This window comes from Actinophytocola sp. (assembly GCF_035634895.1).
Lineage (GTDB): Bacteria > Actinomycetota > Actinomycetes > Mycobacteriales > Pseudonocardiaceae > Actinophytocola.
The window spans coordinates 1-17,586 of sequence record NZ_DASQCC010000086.1 but is presented as its reverse complement, the minus strand read 5'-3'; the positions used below and the strand labels follow the sequence as shown (position 1 = coordinate 17,586).

At 69.2% G+C, this 17,586-nt stretch carries 15 protein-coding genes; 2 read left to right on the top strand and 13 right to left on the bottom strand.

From position 1 onward, the window contains the following. The 10 genes from eccCa to VET29_RS12080 all read right to left on the bottom strand — a co-directional run. On the bottom strand, positions 1-3,583 hold a 3,583-nt coding region (gene eccCa, locus VET29_RS12125; protein WP_324919233.1), incomplete at its 3' end, for a type VII secretion protein EccCa. Continuing rightward, entirely contained in the window at positions 3,580-5,796 is a 2,217-nt protein-coding gene (locus VET29_RS12120) for a hypothetical protein (RefSeq protein WP_324919231.1), read from the bottom strand. The genes VET29_RS12120 and eccCa, both read right to left, overlap by 4 nt. A 22-nt stretch (positions 5,797-5,818) precedes the next feature. After that, a complete protein-coding gene (locus VET29_RS12115; RefSeq protein WP_324919229.1) occupies positions 5,819-6,427 on the bottom strand; it encodes a hypothetical protein in 609 nt (202 codons plus the stop codon). A 31-nt stretch (positions 6,428-6,458) separates the two neighbouring features. Further along, on the bottom strand, positions 6,459-6,761 hold the full coding sequence (locus tag VET29_RS12110) for a WXG100 family type VII secretion target (RefSeq protein ID WP_324919227.1): 303 nt from the start codon (positions 6,759-6,761) through the stop codon (positions 6,459-6,461). Positions 6,762-6,790: 29 nt separating this feature from the next. Next, positions 6,791-7,129: a WXG100 family type VII secretion target gene (locus VET29_RS12105; protein WP_324919225.1), complete on the bottom strand. Its 339-nt coding sequence runs from the start codon at positions 7,127-7,129 to the stop codon at positions 6,791-6,793. Positions 7,130-7,433: 304 nt separating this feature from the next. Beyond that, positions 7,434-8,510: a hypothetical protein gene (locus tag VET29_RS12100; RefSeq protein WP_324919223.1), complete on the bottom strand. Its 1,077-nt coding sequence runs from the start codon at positions 8,508-8,510 to the stop codon at positions 7,434-7,436. 135 nt (positions 8,511-8,645) lie between these two features. Beyond that, positions 8,646-9,005: a hypothetical protein gene (locus VET29_RS12095; RefSeq protein WP_324919221.1), complete on the bottom strand. Its 360-nt coding sequence runs from the start codon at positions 9,003-9,005 to the stop codon at positions 8,646-8,648. A 97-nt stretch (positions 9,006-9,102) separates the two neighbouring features. Then, positions 9,103-10,557, bottom strand: a complete 1,455-nt coding sequence (locus tag VET29_RS12090) for a bifunctional glycosyltransferase/class I SAM-dependent methyltransferase (protein WP_324919219.1) — start codon at positions 10,555-10,557, stop codon at positions 9,103-9,105. 67 nt (positions 10,558-10,624) lie between these two features. Beyond that, positions 10,625-11,917, bottom strand: a complete 1,293-nt coding sequence (locus VET29_RS12085) for a glycosyltransferase family 39 protein (RefSeq protein ID WP_324919217.1) — start codon at positions 11,915-11,917, stop codon at positions 10,625-10,627. 120 nt (positions 11,918-12,037) lie between these two features. After that, on the bottom strand, positions 12,038-12,619 hold the full coding sequence (locus VET29_RS12080) for an XRE family transcriptional regulator (protein WP_324919235.1): 582 nt from the start codon (positions 12,617-12,619) through the stop codon (positions 12,038-12,040). Between the two features lie 143 nt (positions 12,620-12,762). On the opposite strand from VET29_RS12080, the gene VET29_RS12075 reads away from it, so the two are divergent. Then, positions 12,763-13,254, top strand: coding sequence for a DinB family protein (locus VET29_RS12075; protein WP_324919215.1), 492 nt, complete (start codon positions 12,763-12,765; stop codon positions 13,252-13,254). Between the two features lie 145 nt (positions 13,255-13,399). On the opposite strand, the gene VET29_RS12070 is transcribed toward VET29_RS12075, so the two are convergent. Both VET29_RS12070 and VET29_RS12065 read right to left on the bottom strand, forming a co-directional pair. Further along, the gene (locus VET29_RS12070; RefSeq protein ID WP_324919213.1) at positions 13,400-14,941 is read right to left on the bottom strand and encodes a B12-binding domain-containing radical SAM protein; all 1,542 of its coding nucleotides are present in this window, start codon (positions 14,939-14,941) and stop codon (positions 13,400-13,402) included. Next, the gene (locus tag VET29_RS12065; RefSeq protein WP_324919211.1) at positions 14,938-15,672 is read right to left on the bottom strand and encodes an AfsR/SARP family transcriptional regulator; all 735 of its coding nucleotides are present in this window, start codon (positions 15,670-15,672) and stop codon (positions 14,938-14,940) included. The genes VET29_RS12070 and VET29_RS12065 overlap by 4 nt, the downstream gene beginning before the upstream one ends. A gap of 110 nt (positions 15,673-15,782) precedes the next feature. Between VET29_RS12065 and VET29_RS12060 the strand changes: the two genes are divergently transcribed. After that, complete coding sequence (locus tag VET29_RS12060; protein ID WP_324919209.1) at positions 15,783-15,980, top strand: hypothetical protein; 198 nt, start codon at positions 15,783-15,785, stop codon at positions 15,978-15,980. A 401-nt stretch (positions 15,981-16,381) separates the two neighbouring features. On the opposite strand, the gene VET29_RS12055 is transcribed toward VET29_RS12060, so the two are convergent. Next, the gene (locus VET29_RS12055; RefSeq protein ID WP_324919206.1) at positions 16,382-17,320 is read right to left on the bottom strand and encodes a hypothetical protein; all 939 of its coding nucleotides are present in this window, start codon (positions 17,318-17,320) and stop codon (positions 16,382-16,384) included. Positions 17,321-17,586 lie beyond the last annotated feature (266 nt).

Below are 17,586 nucleotides of genomic sequence, written 5' to 3'. Positions count from 1 at the left end.
GCACCCGGTCGGACAGCGACACCGCGGCCTGACCGGCCAGCTCCCGCAGCGACTCGCCGGTGATCGCGTAGCCGGCGCGGTAGGGCTCCGGCACCTCGCCGTCGAGCTGCCGGCTCGGGTCGGCCAGCACGATCTTGGCCTCGTCCGGCCCGTACCGCCGCACCACCGACCGCACCACCAGGCGCAGCAGGTTGGTCTTGCCGGTCTCGTTGTCCCCGAACGCGAGCAGGTGCGCGCTGGCGCCGAAGTCGTGCCACACCGGGTGCAGTCGCTGCTCGTCGAGGCCGAGGCAGACGCGTAGGTCTCCCTCCGGCGCCGGCAGGTCCTCGGCCGGCAGGGTGGCGGGCAGCAGCCGCACCGGGGGCGCCGACGGGCCCGGCCAGAACGTCCTGATCTCGTCGATGGCGGCACGTGTCGCCGCGGTCAGGTCGGCGTCGGCACCGGCGTCCATGCGTGGCAGAGCGGCCAGGAAGTGCGCGCCGGTCGTCGTCATCCCGCGGCCGGGCAGGTTGGGCACCTTCGCCGCCTTGCGGGAACCGAGCTCGGACTCCATCGGGTCACCGAGCCGCAGCTCGAACCGGGTGCCGAGCAGGTCCCGCAGCCACGGCCGGATCTCCGACCACCGGGTGGCGGCGACGAGCACGTGGATGCCGAAGGACAGGCCGCGGGAGGCCAGCTCGCCGATCTTCTGCTCCAGCTCCGAGTAGTCGGACTTGAGGCTGAACCAGCCGTCGATGACCAGGAAGACGTCGCCGTGCTGGTCGGTGACGCGGCCGTCCGCCCTGGCCGCCCGGTACGCGGCCATCGACTCGAGCCCGAGCCGGGTGAACACCTCCTCCCGCCGCTCCATGACGTGCAGCAGCTCCTCGATGGTCCGGACCACCCGGTCCCGTTCGAGCCGGGTGGCCACGGACCCGGTGTGCGGCAGGCCGCTGATCGCCATGATCCCGCCGCCGCCGAAGTCGAGGCCGTAGAACTGGATCTCCTCCGGGGTGTGGGTGAGTGCCAGCGCGAGCACGAGGGTGCGCAGCAGCGTCGACTTGCCGGCCTGCGGCGCGCCGACGACCGCCATGTGCCCTTCCGCGCCGGAGAGGTCCGCCACGAGCAGCTCTCTGGTCTGCTCGTACGGGTGGTCGACCAGACCGACGGGCACGCGCAGGCGGCCCCGCACCGCCGGGTCCTGCACGGACATGCCGCGCACCGGGTCGGGCAGCACGCTCGGCAGCAGCGCGTCCAGGCTGGGCGGGTCGGCCAGCGGCGGCAGCCACACCTGCCGCGCGGCCGGCCCGGCGCCCCGCAACCGGTCGATGAACACCTCGGCGAGGCTGGGCGCCGCGATCTCCTGGCCGCCTTCCGCGGGTTCCTCCGCCACCGCGGCGTCCGCCTCCGGTTCGGTGCGGTCGACCGGCAACCGGTGGGACAGCGGGTGGGCGCGGACGTGGAACGGCGTGATCTCGCTACCGACGCTGGTCCGCTCCTCGACCGGGCCGCTCCCGCGCGCCGTGGCCGGGGCCGGGCCGGATACGTAGGCGGCCTTGAACCGCACCAGGTTCGTCGTGTCGATCTTGAGGTACCCGTTACCCGGTTCGGACGGCAGCTCGTAGGCGCTCGCGACCCCGATGACACTGCGGGACTCCATGGACGAGAAGGTGCGCAACGCGATCCGGTACGACAGGTGGCCCTCCACCCGGTGGATGCGGCCCTCGTCGAGCCGCTGCGACGCGAGGAGCAGGTGCACGCCGAGGCTGCGCCCGAGCCGGCCGATCGAGATGAACAGCTCGATGAACTCGGGCTTGCTGCCGAGCAGCTCGCTGAACTCGTCCACCACGAGCAGCAGCGTCGGCATCGGGGGCAGCGGCGCACCGGCCACGCGGGACTTCTCGTACTCGTACTGCGAGGGAAAACCACTGTCGCGCAACTGTTCCTGGCGCCTGGTGAGCTCACCGGCCAGCGCGTCCTGCATGCGGTCGACCAGCGGCAGCTCGTCGGCGAGGTTGGTGATCACCGCGCTGGTGTGCGGCAGTTCGTCCATGCCGAGGAAGGTGGCGCCGCCCTTGAAGTCCACCAGCACGAAGTTGAGCACCTCGGACGAGTGCGTGGCGGCCAGACCGAGCACGAGCGTTCTGAGCAGCTCGCTCTTGCCGGAGCCGGTGGCGCCGATGAGCATGCCGTGCGGGCCCATGCCGCCCTGCGCGGACTCCTTGAGGTCGAGCTCGACCACCTCGCCGTCCTCGGTCACCCCGATCGGCACGCTCAACCTGGCGTGCTGTGGGGTGCGCCGCCGCCAGAGCGCCCCGACGTCCATGCCGTGGGCGTCGGCGATGCCGAGCAACGTGGTCAGGCCGAAGTCGCTCTCGAGTGGACGGTCGGCGAGCTCGACGGTGCCGCTGGTCCGGTTGGGGGCGAGCAGCCGGGCCAGCGCCTCGGCCGGCACGACGCCCAGCTCGTCGCGGCGGGCGGCGCCGGTCTGTTCGCCGGCCGGGAACTCCACCCGGTCGCCGGTCGCGGTCAGCCGGAGCACCCTCGGGCCGCCCGGCAGCAGGCCGGTGACGTCGAGCAGCGCGACGTTGCGCAATCCGGCGCCGACCAGGCGGGACGACTCGGGGAGTCGCGCCAGGTGCGCGACGATCACCAGGAACGGCTCGCTCACGCTCGGTGCGGCGTCGCGGTCGTGGTCGGGGCGGTCGGTGATGTCCTGACCAAGCAGGTCCATCAGCTCGTCGTGGTCGACCGCGAGCATGCGCACCGGCCCCGCGAGGTCTCGCTCGGTGGGATGTGCGTTGTGCGGCAACCACTTCACCCAGTCCCACTGCGGCACCGCGGCCTCCGTGGTGAGGACCGCGACCCGCAGCTCGTCCGGCGAGTGGAAGGTGACCAGCTGGCCGAGCACGGCCCTGGCCAGGCCGACGGCGGACTCGGCGTCGCCGGCGAACTCGACGCTCGTGAACCTGCGCAGCCCGACGGAGACCGGGATCCCGGTCACCTGCCGGTATGCCTCGCCGAAGCGCCGCAACGAGATCGCCGACAACGGTTCGAGGTCCTCGACCGGTTTCGTCGACGGTGGCGTCAGCTCCAGTGCCGCACGCTGGGTGCCGAGCCCGATCCGGACCCTGGCGAAGTCGTCGTGGCCGGCGCGGCGTTCCCACAGCCGGGGGCCCGTCGCGACCGCCCAGAGCGAGTGCGGCGACGGGTTGTTCCACAGCACCGCACGCCGCTGTTCGCCGGCCGCGGTCCTGGCCTGCCGGCGGAGCTGTCCGATGTAGCGCAGGTAGTCGCGGCGCTCGGCCCGCATCTTGCGCTTGCGTTCGGCCCCGGCCCGACCGAGCTGACCGAGCCCCATGGCGACCATGGACACGCCCATGCCGCCGCCGATCAGGTAGCTCATCGGCGTGCTGCCGCCGACGCCGGAGAACGACAGCACCATCACGATGCTGCCGATGCCCATCGGCAGCATCGTGATCATCGTGCTGGCGTCACGCGTTGCCGGCTCGGCCAGCACCGGTGGTTCCTGCAGCTCCACCTGTCCCTGGGGCAGCTCCGGCCCGGCGGCACGCGGTCCGCGCTTGACGGTGACGGTGCTCATGCGAGTACTCCGTTCAGGTCGGCACCCGTCGACGTCCACGCGGAACCGTCCTGGGTGAGGAGGTCGGCGGCGGACCGGTCCTCCTCGCCCTCGTCGGCGCTGCCGTCGTGCTCGGCGTCGGCCGGGTCGGTCCGGCCGTCGGGCGGGTCGTCGGAGGGGTCGTCGCCGGCGCACGTCGGGCCCTGGCCGTCGGCGACCACCGGTGCCTCACCGTGCCGGCGGCGCCGGTAGGTCATGTGGTCCTGCCGCGTTTCCCCGGCAGGGCGGAGACGGGCAGGGACGAGGAGCGCCAGCAGTCCGCTGGCCCCGTCGTCCCACGCCGCGGTGTCCGCGCCGCCGCGTGGTGGTGTCACCACTGCCAGCCGTCGGTCGCGACCGGGTTCGTCCGGTTGTTGGGGATCATTGGTCGCCGTGCTCGTCGGGCCGGCGACCGGTTTGGCGACACTGGATCTCGGGACGGCGGGGGTGGCCAGGGCGGTTGGCGTGGGCAGGGGGACGGCGGGTAGGGGGACGCCGGGCAGGACCACCGCCTGCGCGGGTGTGCCGCCGGTCTCCGGCGCCTCGGTCAGCGACACCGCCTTCTTCTCGGCGCCGGTGACGGCCCATGCCTCCGCGGCCTGCGCGCTGGTCTCGGTCAGCGGGGCCGGATCGTCCAGCTCGCGTGGACTTTCCCGGTGCAGCCAGGGTTCCTGCTCTCCACCGAGCAGACCGGCCGCGTCGGGGCGGTCGTCGGCGTCCTTGCCGGCGCCGGGCGTGCCGGGCGCCATCGGCATCCCGGGTGGCGCGGTGGCCCACGGTTCCGCGGTGTCCGGCCTGGTCTCGGTTTCCGTGCTCGGCTCGCCGGAGCCGTCCGGCGGTTCGAGTCCCTGCCAGGGTTCCTGTTCCCCGCCGAGCAGGCCCGCCGCGTCCGGGCGGTCCGTGCCCTGCTGGCCTCGCGCACCGCCGCCGGCGCCGCCCGGGGTGCCGGGCATCATCGGCAGCCCGCCGCTTCTCGGGTCACGCACCTCCGCGGCACGCCGCGCCGCGTCTCGCAGCTTCGCGTCGCTGCCCAGCGGATCCGTGCCGTCGAGCGACTTCGGGCCGGGCATTCTGTCCATCGTGGACAGACCACCGCCGGACTTCGGCGCGCCACCGGGGCCCTTGCCCGCGCCGCCGCCGAGCCGGGGCGGGAGCGGCAGAGCGGGGGCGGTGAGGTTCGGCAGGCCCGCGCCGCTCGTGCCCGACGGGGGTCGCAGGTCCGCCAGGTCCGGGGACTTCAGGTTCGGTGCCGTGAGGTTCGGCGACTTCAGGTCGGGTGACTTCAGGTTGGGCGACTCGAGGCTGGGGTCCTTGAGGTTCGGGGTCTTGAGGTTCGGGGTTTTCAGGTCCGGAGTCTTCAGGTTCGGAGTCTTCAGATTCGGCGGCGGCGGGATGTTGGGCGGGGGAACGGAGGTGTTCAGGTGGGGCGGGGGCGGACCACCACCGGTGTTCGGCGGCGGTGGCGGGGGCGGCAGCTTGTCCGGGTTGGGGACCGGGGGCGGCGGACCGCCGGGGCCGCCGCCGAAGCCGGTCATGTCCGGCACGCTGAACTTGCCGGCCACCAGGTTGTACTGTGCCGCGAGCGTCTGGCCGACCACCTTCATGTTCGCGGTCATCGCCGTCACCGCCTCCGGCACGTCCGCGATGTGCGCGCGGCCGTCGGGGAACTGGTGGCCCATCGCGATGACCTGCTGGGCGTAGAAGCCGTCGATGTAGCGGATGGTCTCCTGCGCCCACCTGAGGTAGACGCCGTCGTTGTAGAGCTGGGTCACGAAGTTGTCGATGTGCGCCGCACCGCCGGAGAGCTGGTTGGCCCGCGCCAGGACCTGGGCGACGAACTTCGACATCATCGTCACGAACTGGTCGGCGCCCTTCCCCTTCCACGCCCCGTCGGGACCGGCGAGCGCCGCGGTCTGGTCGGTCACGATCTCGGCCACCGCGTTCAGGTTCAGCAACGCGGTGTTGAACGTGCTCGCGGCCGTGAACAGGGTCTCCGGGTTCGAGATCTGGAGCGCGCGTTGCTGCCCGTCCGAGCCGGGCGCGATGGCGGCGCCACCGTTGATGGCCGCCATGATCTGCTTCCAGGTCCAGCCCTCGAAGTCGGTGCCGTCCGTGGGCAGCCCGCTCGGGTTGGCGAAGACGCCGCTCGAGTCCTTGGTGAATCCGCCGCTGTTCTCCGGGTCAGCGTCACCCATTTGCCTCTCCCCCGTGTCCGGTCTACTTCTGCGCCTGCGGGCCCATGCTGTTGATCGCGCCGCTGGTCTGGCCGAGGTAGGTCGCGTAGTCGGTGGAGGACATGGTGTTGAGGTCCTCCGCCTTCTCGTAGTGGTTGGCCATCCGGTTGACGGCGTCGGCGACCGAGGTGAGCACCTGGATCACGTCCGTGAGGGTGTTCCTCGTGGCGCCCTGCATGCCGTCGGGGCCGTTGACGACCTTGGCCAGTGCGACGGCCGTGCGGAAACCGCCGGCCCGGACGTCCACGTCCTCCAGCTGCACGAGGGCCTGCCGCAACGGTCCGTCGTCGGCCACGAGCCCGCTGATGTTGCTGGCGAACGTCTTCATGGCGTTGATGTTGACGACCGTCACGCCCTTGCCGGGGTGGTCGTGGCCGCCCGGCACCGACGGGGCGGTCACGACGGCACCGTGGCTCACCGACGGGTCGTCGTTCGCCGGTGGGATGTTCTTCAGGACGCTCGGATCCGGCTGCGCGGGGCCGAGGGCCAGGTTGTACCTGACGCTGCCGTCGGAGTACTGCCCGTTCGAGTCGACCACGACCCGGTACAGGGTGCCGCCCAGGTAGAACAGGTCACCGTCGTGTACCGCCATCTCCAGTCTCCCTCCTTTCCGGTGTGGACGGTCAGCGGGCGTCGAAGAACATGTCGATCGCGGCCTTCTCGGCCGCGTCGTACTGCTCCGCGATGTTCTCCAGCGTCGTCCTGGCGGCCGCGAGACTCGTCGGCATCCGCTCCTTGGCGGCGTCCCAGAGGTCCTTCGCGGCCTTGTAGGCGAGCTGCGCGTCACCGGTCCAGGTGGCGAGCTTCCCCTGGACGTGGGTGTCCAGCTCACCGAGCAGCTTGGCGATGTTCGCGCTGGTCTCGCCGGCGCTGATGACCGCACTCTCGAGCGCGAGCAGGGAAACGGAATAGGTGCCGTCCGTCATCGTTGGTGTCCTTTCCTTGGAGTCGTCCGTCAGAACCCGGCCAGCCCGGCCGGCTGCGAGTTGATCTGCTGTCGAAGCTGCATCGCCGCGTCGGTCGACAGGTTGTGGGTCTGCTGGTACTTGATCGCCGAGTTGTCCACGCTGAGCGCGATCTGCTGCAGGGTCGCGAGAATCGTGTTGCAGTCCTCGTAGAAACCGTGCATCGCACCCTGGAACGCCGAGGCGGCCTCACCGCCCCACGTGGCGGACAGGCCGTCGAACTCGCTCTGCACGGTCGTCACCTGCCCGCGGATGTTGTCGTGCTTGTCGTCGAACTCCACGACCGCGGCGAGCATGGCCGAGACGTCGACATTGATCGGGTCCGTCATGACGTGATCACCTTTCTTCACTGACAAACTCGACCGCCCCAACCGGCGGTCTGCCACCCAGACCACGACATGGCCCGGAAGAAATGTTCAGTGGGGAGAATGAGACGGCCCTCACAACGGGCACAGTCAAGATCACTGGATGCTCCGCGCCGATCGAGCCGCCACGAAGCGAATAACTGTCAGGCCGGAATATTCGCGCGGTGTCACACAGCCGTGACGCGCGGCGAGATCGCGAGAAAGACGAAACCCGCCTCCCTTGCCGGGATGCGCCGGCAAGGGAGGCGGGTTTCGCGGACGAGTCAAATCAGGTGTTGCCCCAAGTTCGGACGCGTTGTTCGCCGTCGTTGGTGCACGGGGATGCGCCGGAGTAGGTGAGGTCTCCGACGATCATGGCCCAGTTCGACAGGGAGCCGTCGTCGTAGCCGGAGATGTTGTCGTTCTCGTGGAAGAGGTTTCCCTGTGAGGCGCACTCGCGGGGATGTTCGGCGTCCACGCAGCCGGTGCTGGTGTCGCAGAACCAGTCCGAGAACTGGCCCTTCTGACCGGTGCGCTCGAGCACGTTGCCGTAGATGTCGTTGTGGTTGCTGTCGTTGCGGGCGCGAAGTGGATCGCCGCTGATGTAGGCGAACTGGTTGTTGACGATGACGTTGTCGCTGCTGTGGTGGGCGATGTACACGCCGTGCAGCAGTGGGGCCTGGCCGTCGGTGTTCTCCAGGTGCACGAAGTGGTTGTTCTGGATCAGGTTCCCGCTGGAGTTCACCAGGTCCACGCCGCCGTAGCCGTATCCGGCCGACGACCACTTGGAGCCGATGTCGACCAGTTCCATGCCGAAGATCTTGTTGTGGTTGAACCCCGCGTCGGCTGGGACACGCAGGCCGTCGCTGTCGGTGTGGTAGCGGCCCGCGAGGGCGATCCCGCCTTCGCTGTAGCGTTCCACGCGCAGGTAGTAGAACCGCAGGCCGCCGTCACCGCCCTGCGGCATCGTGTCGGGCATCCTGCCGCGCAGCCAGTACCCGGCCGTGCCGTCGCCGCGGAACACCGGGCGTCCGGCGATGTCGTCGACTCCGTCGCCGTACTCGTAGTCGATCGGCATGAAGTTCACGGTGTGCCCCGGCACGACGAATGTCCAGGTGGTCGTCGGGGCCGTGTAGGTGCCCTGCTTGACCCGGACCTCAACGTCGGTCTGTGGTTGCGCCGCGGTGAGCACCGCCTGGGCCCGCGCCAGGGTCCTCACCGGCGCCGAGGTGCTCAGCCCGGAGTTGGTGTCCGACCCGGCGGGGTCGAGGAACACCTGGAACGCCTGGGCGGGCTCCGCCGTGGCCTGGGCGGCAGCGCTGAGCAGCAGCGTCAGCACAGCCGCGATCACGGTTGCGCGCATCATGGGCCTTCTGTCTGGTTCACGACTCATGAGCTCGTGTGTAGCGCGCGTGACGTTGTCCGGCTTCGTGGCCAGGACGCCGGACGTCAAGGACCGGACAACGAGAACCGAGGAACCGGAGCTTGCTCGGATGCTGTCTCAGGTTGGTTTCGTGCACACGACGATCAACAGACCGGTCGCCACGAACGAGGTGCCGACCCAGGTCCACAGGTTGGTGCGTTCGTTGAGCAGGGCGGCGCTCGCGGTCAGGATGGCGAGGTAGCCCAGCGCGTTGAACGGGTAGGCGATGCTCAGCGGCACCCGGCTGAGGGTGGTGAGCCATGCGGCCGCCGAGATCGCGAACACCACAAGTCCGAGCAGCACCCACGGCGACGTGATCGCCTTGACGATGAGCGATGAGTTGCTCGCCTTCGCGCTCCCCGTCACCAGTGTCATGCCGTGTTTGAGGATCACCTGGCCCGCCGCGGCGGAGAAGACCGCGAAGAGTAGGAAGGTCATGCTTGCCGTGGTCACTGTCCGCCTCCTGGCCGGGCCACTCATTTCGTCCAATGTGGACTGCGTGGGCTCGATCGTGGCCGCGGGCGGCGGACCGGCCTCAGTTTCCTTCGACGACAACGGTGTCCTCCACATGCGGACGCAGCCGAAGGACGAACTGGTAGCCGAAGAGGGTGGGCCAGTGCCGGACCAGCCACGCGTCGATCCTCCGCAGGGCGCGCACCTTCCTGCTGTGGGAGGCCGACATGACACCGAGAGGCAGGCCGGTGCAGGTCTGCTCGACGATGTCGAAGCCGCAGCGGCGTACGAGTCTGTGCAGCGACGCCCGGGTGAAGAACCGCAGGTGCGTCTGGTCGAGGATGCCGCGCCGGTCGTACCCGAACAGACCGAGCGCGACCCTGGCACGCGGGTACCAGTGCCCGAAGTTCGGTACCGACAGCAGAAGCTCGCCACCGGGACGGAGTACGCGCAGGACCTCCGACAACGTCTCCTTCGGCCGGGGTAGGTGCTCGATCACATCGCCGGCGATGACCACGTCGTAACCGGTGCCGACGCCGGTCGGGATGCCGGTCGCGAGGTCGGCCTGGTAGAAGTCGTCGGTGCGCTCACGCACGCCCGGGACCTCCAGGTAGTCGACCCCTGTCACGTAGTGGCCGGCGGCGCGGACGCGTTCGGCCAGCAGGCCCCCGGAGCAGCCGAGGTCCAGCACCTTGACGGACGGCCGGTTCGCCAGCATCGCGAGCATCACCGAGTGGGAGGAGCCGTCGCCGTCCTTGAACGCGTACTCCTCGGGTGTCGGCATCCAGTCCGACGTGCCGAAGCCCATGTTCGCCAGGCGGGACTCGAGCACGTCCTTGACGACGTCCTTGGCGTAGCGGATGCCGTCGACGTAGCAGATCTCGTCGCCGTAGTAGGTCGGGATCGGGATCTCGACTATCTTCTTGCCGGCCCCGACGAGTTGGATGACTATCTGGGTGTCGAAGTCGAAACCGTCGGAATCGTACTTCAGCGGAATTTCCCGCAGGGCGTCGACCCGATATGCACGGTAACCGGAGTGGAACTCCGTCAGCCGGGTTCCGAGCATCAGGTTCTCGAACTTGGTGAGCAACTGGTTGCCGACCCACTTGTAGAGCGGCATACCGCCCCGCAGCGCGTCTTTCTTGTTCATCATCCGCGAGCCGAACACGGCGTCGCACTCGCCACGGACGAGCGGGGCCACCATCTCCGGGAGCAGTTCCGGCGCGTACTGCCCGTCGGCGTGCAGCAGGACCACGATGTCCCAGCCGCGCTCCATCGCCATGGCGTAGCCGGCTTTCTGGTTGCCGCCATAGCCCAGGTTCTTCGTGTGCCGAACCACCACCGTCCTCGGTGTGTCCGCGCGCGCCGCCCAGCTCTGTCCGAAGGAGAACGTGTCGTCGACGCTGGCGTCGTCGAGAACCATCACCTCGTCGATCTTGTCCCGAATTCCCACCGGTATTCGGTCAAGAGTCTCCGACAGGGTCGACGCGGCGTTGTATGCCACGACCATGATCCCGATACGAGGCGTGTTGATCACGCCGGGCAGGCTAACCCACGAGCTGGCGGCGATGCACCATTACCAACCCCATAATTACACGATTGGGTTATTTCGGCACACCGGGCAAGCAAGAAACTTCCGACCCGAAAATTGGCACGGACTCGGTCGGGGCGGGCACTACTGGAGCTGTCAGGAACTCGTCCATGTCACGCCTGCGCACCATCAGCGCACCCGCCACGACCACCGCCGCCAGCGCGACCCAGGAGATCACCATCAGCACCGAGTCCCCCGGCCGGAACAGTGTCGCGACGCCCTCCCACCAGTCCCACGGCGGGGCGCCGTTCCAGTGGCTGTAGACGACGAGGACGAACACGCTGACGGCGACGTTGTACACCGTGGCCACCCAGAAGTTGACGAAGTAGGCGACGGCCAGCGGCCACACCAGGTACTGCATCCCGAACGCCGGGCTCAGCAACAGGAACAGTGCCAGCGCGAGCCCGGCCGCCGCCGGCGCGCACGAGGAGGGCCGCCGCCAGGCGATGATCGCCGGGAGCAGGCCGCTCACCAGCAGCACGACGAACCGGCCGGGACCGATCAACCAGCCGGTGATCCCCGCCGGCACGTGCGCCCACACGGCGAACTGGTTCAGCCCCCACTCCCGCGCCTGGATGCCCTGGTAGCCGAGCACGTCGCGGCTGAACTCGGTCCAGCGGCGCAGCACCACCGGCAGCCACAGCAGCGCGAACACGACCGCGCCGCCCCCCGTGAACGTGAGCACGCGACGCCACCCGAGCCGCACGACCAGCACCAGCAGCAGCGGGGCCACGACGACCGGTGTCAGCTTCACGCTCAGCGCCAGCGCGAACGCCGCCCCGGCCACCGCCGCCCACCGCCGCACGACCAGCAGGTACACGCCGAGCACCACGAACATCACGAACACGGAGTCGGTGTTGCCGTGGAACCCGGAGACGACACCCAGCGCCGGGCTGCACGCCACCAGCACCCCGGCGAGCAGCGCCCGGGCCGTGGACGCCCGCAGCCGAACCAGCTCGAACACCAGCAGGACCGTCACCAGATCGGCGAACACCGCCGGCACCTTGATCAGGAAGACGAACGTGCCGAGGTCATGGTCGACCAGCCAGTTGACCGCCACCAGCATCCGGCCCGACAGCGGCGGGTGGTTGTAGAGGCTGAAGAACTGGTGCCCGTACAGGTCGACGGGGCCGTACTCGCGCACCCCCTCGCCGAACGACAGCCACGAGTGCACGTCGTTCGTGCCGAACGTGCGGGCCGCGACGAGCAGCTTGACAGCGGTGGCGACCACTGCGACGCCGAGCACGACCAAGCGCGCCCGGGTCGCCCCACCGGCCGGTGGGACTCGGAGAGCGGAGTGAGCCATGGGCGGTACCGTAGTTAGCCCGTCCCTCTTCTGCGCGTTGTGACACGGCGAGCCACCGTGGATGGTGTCCAAAAAGGAATTGACGGCGCAACCACCGCCGGCGAGCTGCCGGGGTGTGTGCTACCGGGTGGTGCGGGTTCGCACGTGTGCTCGCTCGCCCTGTGGTCCGAACAGGACGAGGGTCTCGACGGACCGGCCGTCGGCTGATCCGAGCCAGTGCGGGAGTGCCGTGTCGAACTCGGCGGCATCTCCGGGTGACAGGACCAGGTCGCGGTCGCCGACCAGCAGGCGGAGCTGTCCATTGAGGACGTACACCCACTCGTAGCCGCCATGTGTCTTCGGGGTTGGTTCCGCCGGTTGCGGGCGGCTCGGGATGAGCATCTTGAACGCCTGCACCCCGCCCGCGCGGCGGGTGAGCGGGATGAACGTCATGCCGAGGCGGTGGATCGGCTTGAGGTGGATTCGCGGGTCACCGGTCCGCGGAGCGCCGACGAGGTCGTCGAGCGGCACCCCGTACACGCGGGCAAGCGGCAGCAGCAACTCCAGAGTGGGCCGCCGTCCGCCGCTTTCCAGCCGCGACAAGGTGCTCTCCGACGTGCCGGTCGCCGCCGACACCTCGGCCAGGGTCAGTTCGCGCTGCCTGCGCAGGGCACGCAGCCGGGGGCCGACCGCGTCCAGGACCTGGTCCGTCTCCTCCGCCATGCCAACCGATCTTGCCATACCGGCAACTTTTGGTGCCGTTCTTGGCGGCTCGGCGTCAGAGTGGCGCACGAGGAGAGCATGAACACCGACAACCAAGCCGTACTGGTCGTTCACCGAGCGGGAGCGGCTCCGGGGGAACGGCGATGAGCACGAGACGCAGACACGACACAGGGCCGCCCTCCACCGGCCCCGGCGAGCGGGACGTGCTCGTCGGCTTTCTCGACTACCTGCGCGCCGCCGTCGCGGCCAAGGCCGAAGGGGTGCCGGAAACGCAGGCCCGCGCCCCCGGCGTGCCGTCGGGGACGAACCTGCTCGGGCTGGTCAAGCACCTCACGTCCGTGGAACGGCACTGGCTGCTCGGCGACCGCGTGGCCGACTGGCAGGCCACGTTCCACGCCGCCCCGGGCGACACCACCGACTCGATCCTCGCCACCTACCGGGAAGCCGTCGCCGAAGCGAACAAGGAGCTCGCCTCCTGGGACGACCTCGCCGAACCGGGACCTCGACCGGCCAGACGTGGCGGCCAGGCGCCGTCCCGACGCTGGACACTGACCCACCTGATCGAGGAAACCGCACGGCATGCCGGACACGCCGACATCCTGCGCGAGCTGATCGACGGCGCCACCGGACGCTGACACCGATCGACGCCACGCCCCGGCACCCATGAACTGGACGGCGATGTCTGGCGGATCGAACGGATCCTGCCCGGCCTCACCGACGCCGTCTACCGTGCGGCGGGAGTCACCCTGCCCAACGTCAGCCCTCCGGCGGTCTCGTCTTCTACGACGACCCCAGGAAATCACGCGATCGATGGGCGGGCGCCGGGGACAGGTCCGGGGTTCGGTCGGCCCGGGACAGCAGTTCGGCGTAGCGGCCCAGCATGCGTTCGCCGGTCCGGTGGTAGAACTCCGGCAGGGTCGCGGTCTGTCCATTGTGGAACGCGAGGAACTTCGGGTCGGATCGCAGCATGTCCAGGATTCGGTGGAAGCTCGCGATGTCGGCGCGGAAGCTTGCCGCGCGGGCGCGGTGGACGTACCGGATCGTGCGGTGTGTCGTGGTCCGCATTCTCCGGGCCAGCATTTCCGGGGAGGCCGCGTGCGCGTACAGCTCCACCAGTTTCTCGTAGTACGTCACCGGGTCGTAGTTCTTGATCGTGGTCACCAGGTACGGCGCGTAGTACAGGTTGAACGGCATCGCCTTCAGGATCCGGTCGGAAGCCGCCAACTGGTCGTGCAACGGGGTGCCGCCGAACGGGACGGGGATGTTGATCGTCGGCCACGCGAACGGGGTCTGGTCCATGAAGCGTTTGGTCAGCTCGATCGGCGTGTCGCCCTCGTCCGTGTCCAGGCCGAAGATGAAGTTGGCCTGCAGGTACGGCACGTTTTCGGCCAACTGTGCGAAATGCGCCGCCACCCGGTCGACCTTCGCCTCTCCCCGTTCGCGGCCCACGCCCGCCTTGTTCGAGTAGTCCGTCCACGACTCCACGCCCGGGGCCACCATCACACAGTTGGTCTCCTTCAGGCGTCTGGGGCGGTCGCCGCGCAGGACCGTCAGCGAGCTTTCGATGATGTACGGCGGCCGTCCTTCTTGCGGCTGCGCCTCCAGCGTCTCGAACACCTCGTCGAACTTCACCGCGAAGTTCGGGTCGTGGAACACGATGATCGTGCCCGGCAGGTGTTTCGACAGGTACCGGAGATCGGTCGACAGGCGTTCGGTGGACAACGGGCGGTACGTGCTGCTCCAGTCGATGCAGAAGTCGCACTTGTAGGGGCAGCCCATGCTCGCCAGCATCGGCACCGCCGACAGCCGCAGTCGCTTGCGGCCCAGGAAGAACGCCGACGCGCGGATCTCGGGCATGCGCTCCTCGACCGTCGGCACGTCGTCGAACGGGCCGGGGGACGAGACGATGGTGCCCGGGTCGTACTGGCCGGCCAGGATGTTCGTGACCAGCTCCTGGTCGCACTCCCCCACGACCAGGTCGAAGAAACGCAGGCAGTCCATGGGGAACGCCCTCGCGTGCGGGCCGCCGATCACCGTGCGGACCCCCGCCGCGCGGAAGAGCTTGGCCAGCGCGTACGCGAGGTGGCTGACCTGCGTGTAACACGAGATGAACACCACGTCGAGGTCCATCGGCAGCAGCTTGTGGGGCCGCCCGAGTCCGTAGTACGTCGCGTAGAACGTCCTGTGCCCCTGCCGGCGGCACCACACCGAGATGGCCTGCGGGGTGATGCTCGCGTACTGCTTCGTGATCAACAGCTGGTAGCCGATGTCCACCGGGCTCCTGGCCGGCGGACCCAGCAGATCGAGAATGCCCACCCTCATCGTGGTCCCCCAACCTTCGCCACGAGCGCGTTCGACGGTCGCAGCCGCATCTCGGCCCACAGCAACCTGGCGTACCCGTCGACATGGCGGCGGGCCTGCGTCACGTTGCCCTCGGCCAGGTGGACCTCCACCAGCGCGGCGTGCGCGGACTCGTGCAGGGGCTCGGCCGCGATGGCCGTGTACGCGGCGTCCAGGGCGGGCATGAACCGGCCCAGCCCGCAAAGCCGCTGGGACAGTGCCACCAGCGCCTGGATACGGACCTGATGAATCCGTTCTCGCTCCACCATCAGCCAGTCCTCTTCCCAGTCCGGCAGCAGGTCCGCGGTCAGCCCCGCCGTCGCGGCGTCGGCCGGTGCGAGGTCGCCGTCCTCGGCCAGCAGCCGCTCGGCCTGGCCCAGGCTCCGCTCGACGTCCACCTCGACCCGGTTGCCCAGGTGGACGTGCCGACGGTCGGCGTGCACGAGTCGGCCGTCGGCCTGCCGGATACGCCAGATCGCGGTACGCAGACTCGCCTGGGCACGCTCATGCGAACCCTCGCACCACAGTCGCTCGGCTAGTGCCGTGCGCCGCTGGGCCGTGCCGAACAGGCGCGACAGGGCCAGGAACGCCAGCACACGCTGGGCGTGCACCGGCAGCACCACCGCGTGGTGTCCGATGTCGAGGCCGAACCCGTCCAGCAACCGCACCAGTAGAGGAACGTCGCTCGTGGCTGAGTCGAGTGGATGAGGCACAGACACCTCCTCCGCGTTGTGACCGCCACTCTACGGGCGCACCGTATGCGCCACCGTCAATCCTCGATCGTTGACGGCGGCGTACACGAACGGTTCGGATACTCCGGCCCATGGACTCTGGGCAGTGGCGTGTCGTCCTGGTGCGGGCCTGGCTGCACGACGGACAGGTGGCCGTCGTGCTGCTCGTCGGCGCCGAAATGGACTGGCCCGCGTCCGCACGACGGATCTCGGCGGGCTCGATCGACGAGGCCTGCACCGCTCTCGCCGGCATCCTCGGCGAGCTCACCGCGGATCCCACCACCGCCTGAGACGACCGAGTCGCCGGACCGTCCACTACGGACCAGCCGAAATGTCCATTGTGGACAGATCAGGGCATCGTGCCGGCGTCCGCCGACTCGACGGAATCGGGAACGGACGTGCCCGGCGCGACCTCCGGCTCACGGAAGAGGACCCCGTATGTCGCGTCCCCGCGGACCCTTTCGCTGTGCGCGTGTTCGGCCGGAGGATGGCTGAACAGTGCGCCGTTCGGAGTTGTGTCAGTAATGATGAGCGTCCTTTCACGACAGTTTGCGACCGCGCCGGCTCGGTCCTCGTCTCGACAGAGTGAAGGCGCGAATGCCTGATCGCCCCCCAGGAGTCCCGCTGCCCGTCAGCCTACACCGGGAGGTGATGAACTTGATGTAATGCGGATGGACACATTGGGGTGGCGTCACGGGCGCCCGGTGGCCGGCTCCCAACGCGCGCCGTAGGCGAGGCCCGGGGCCAGTTGGCGGAAGCGCATGTGGACCTCGCCGGTCTGGTCGACCGCGTGTTGGCTGCCGCGGCAGGTCGGGTCCGTTATGTCGCGCTGGAAGGCGCCCTGCAGGGACCAGACGCGCAGTGGCATCCGGTCCCTGCCGAAGCGCACCCGCAGGTCGAACAGGTCACACGGATGCCGTGGCACGCACACCATGTACGGGCGCACGGACGGTAGGCGGAAACGCACCGCGAAGTCGTGGGACTCGCCCCGCCGCAGGGGTTTGGGCAGGACCAGCGTGAAGCCCATGCGGTCACTCGACTCCATTCCCCGGTCCCGCAGGGTGCCGCCGTAGAACACCGTCGTCTCCAGGTCCCGGCGGGCGACCGGGAGCGAGACCGCCAGGTCCAGCTCGCGTACGCCGTCCTGGTCGGCGACTATCCGGCGTTGTTCCAGGGCCTCGGGTTCCTGGCGGTCCAGTGCCACCGCCAGCCTCAGCTCCGTGGTGTGCCAGTGGTTTGCCGTGGCCACGGTGTGGCTCCGTTGGCCGCCCGTTGCCAGTTCAGCCATCTGGGTGATCGCTTCGTCCACCCTGCGGCGAACCGTTCGCGGGTCGCGGTCGGACTTCATCGCTGCCCAGCGAACCCTTTCCTGGTACAGCGAGTGGCGAGCCTCCGCCTCTATTGCGAATGCCGCTCGTGTTACCAGCCGGAGGTCGTCCGGTAGCTGATCGGCCAGTTCAGTCAACCGGTTGGCCACTTTCTGGCGAATTACCAGAAGTCCGTCACCATCCGTTATCGCGCAGGCCATCCTCAGGCTCGGGCCGACACGATCTTCTATCGAGCCCGCGAAAAGGGCACGGCCCTTGCGCAGGGTCTTCAGCTCCTGGACCAGCTCGGTGTGTCCACTCATTGGCCAGTCTCCTCTAGTGGATCTCCATGTCAGCTCCTTTCGGGGCAGGATGAGGTCACGGGGTGGACTAGAAGTGGACGGATCGTGCATGAGCCGGTGCGGTGTCCGTCAATGTCGGTGGGTCTATCGGTGGATCCAGGTTTCCGCTGGCAAGGCGCCGATTCGCCCTCGTACTGGACCGTACTTGGGCGGATCGGCAACGCCGTCTCGCCGGCCCGGTGCTCGCTGGGCCGCCGAGAGACCCGGCGAACGTTGGTGGACACCGC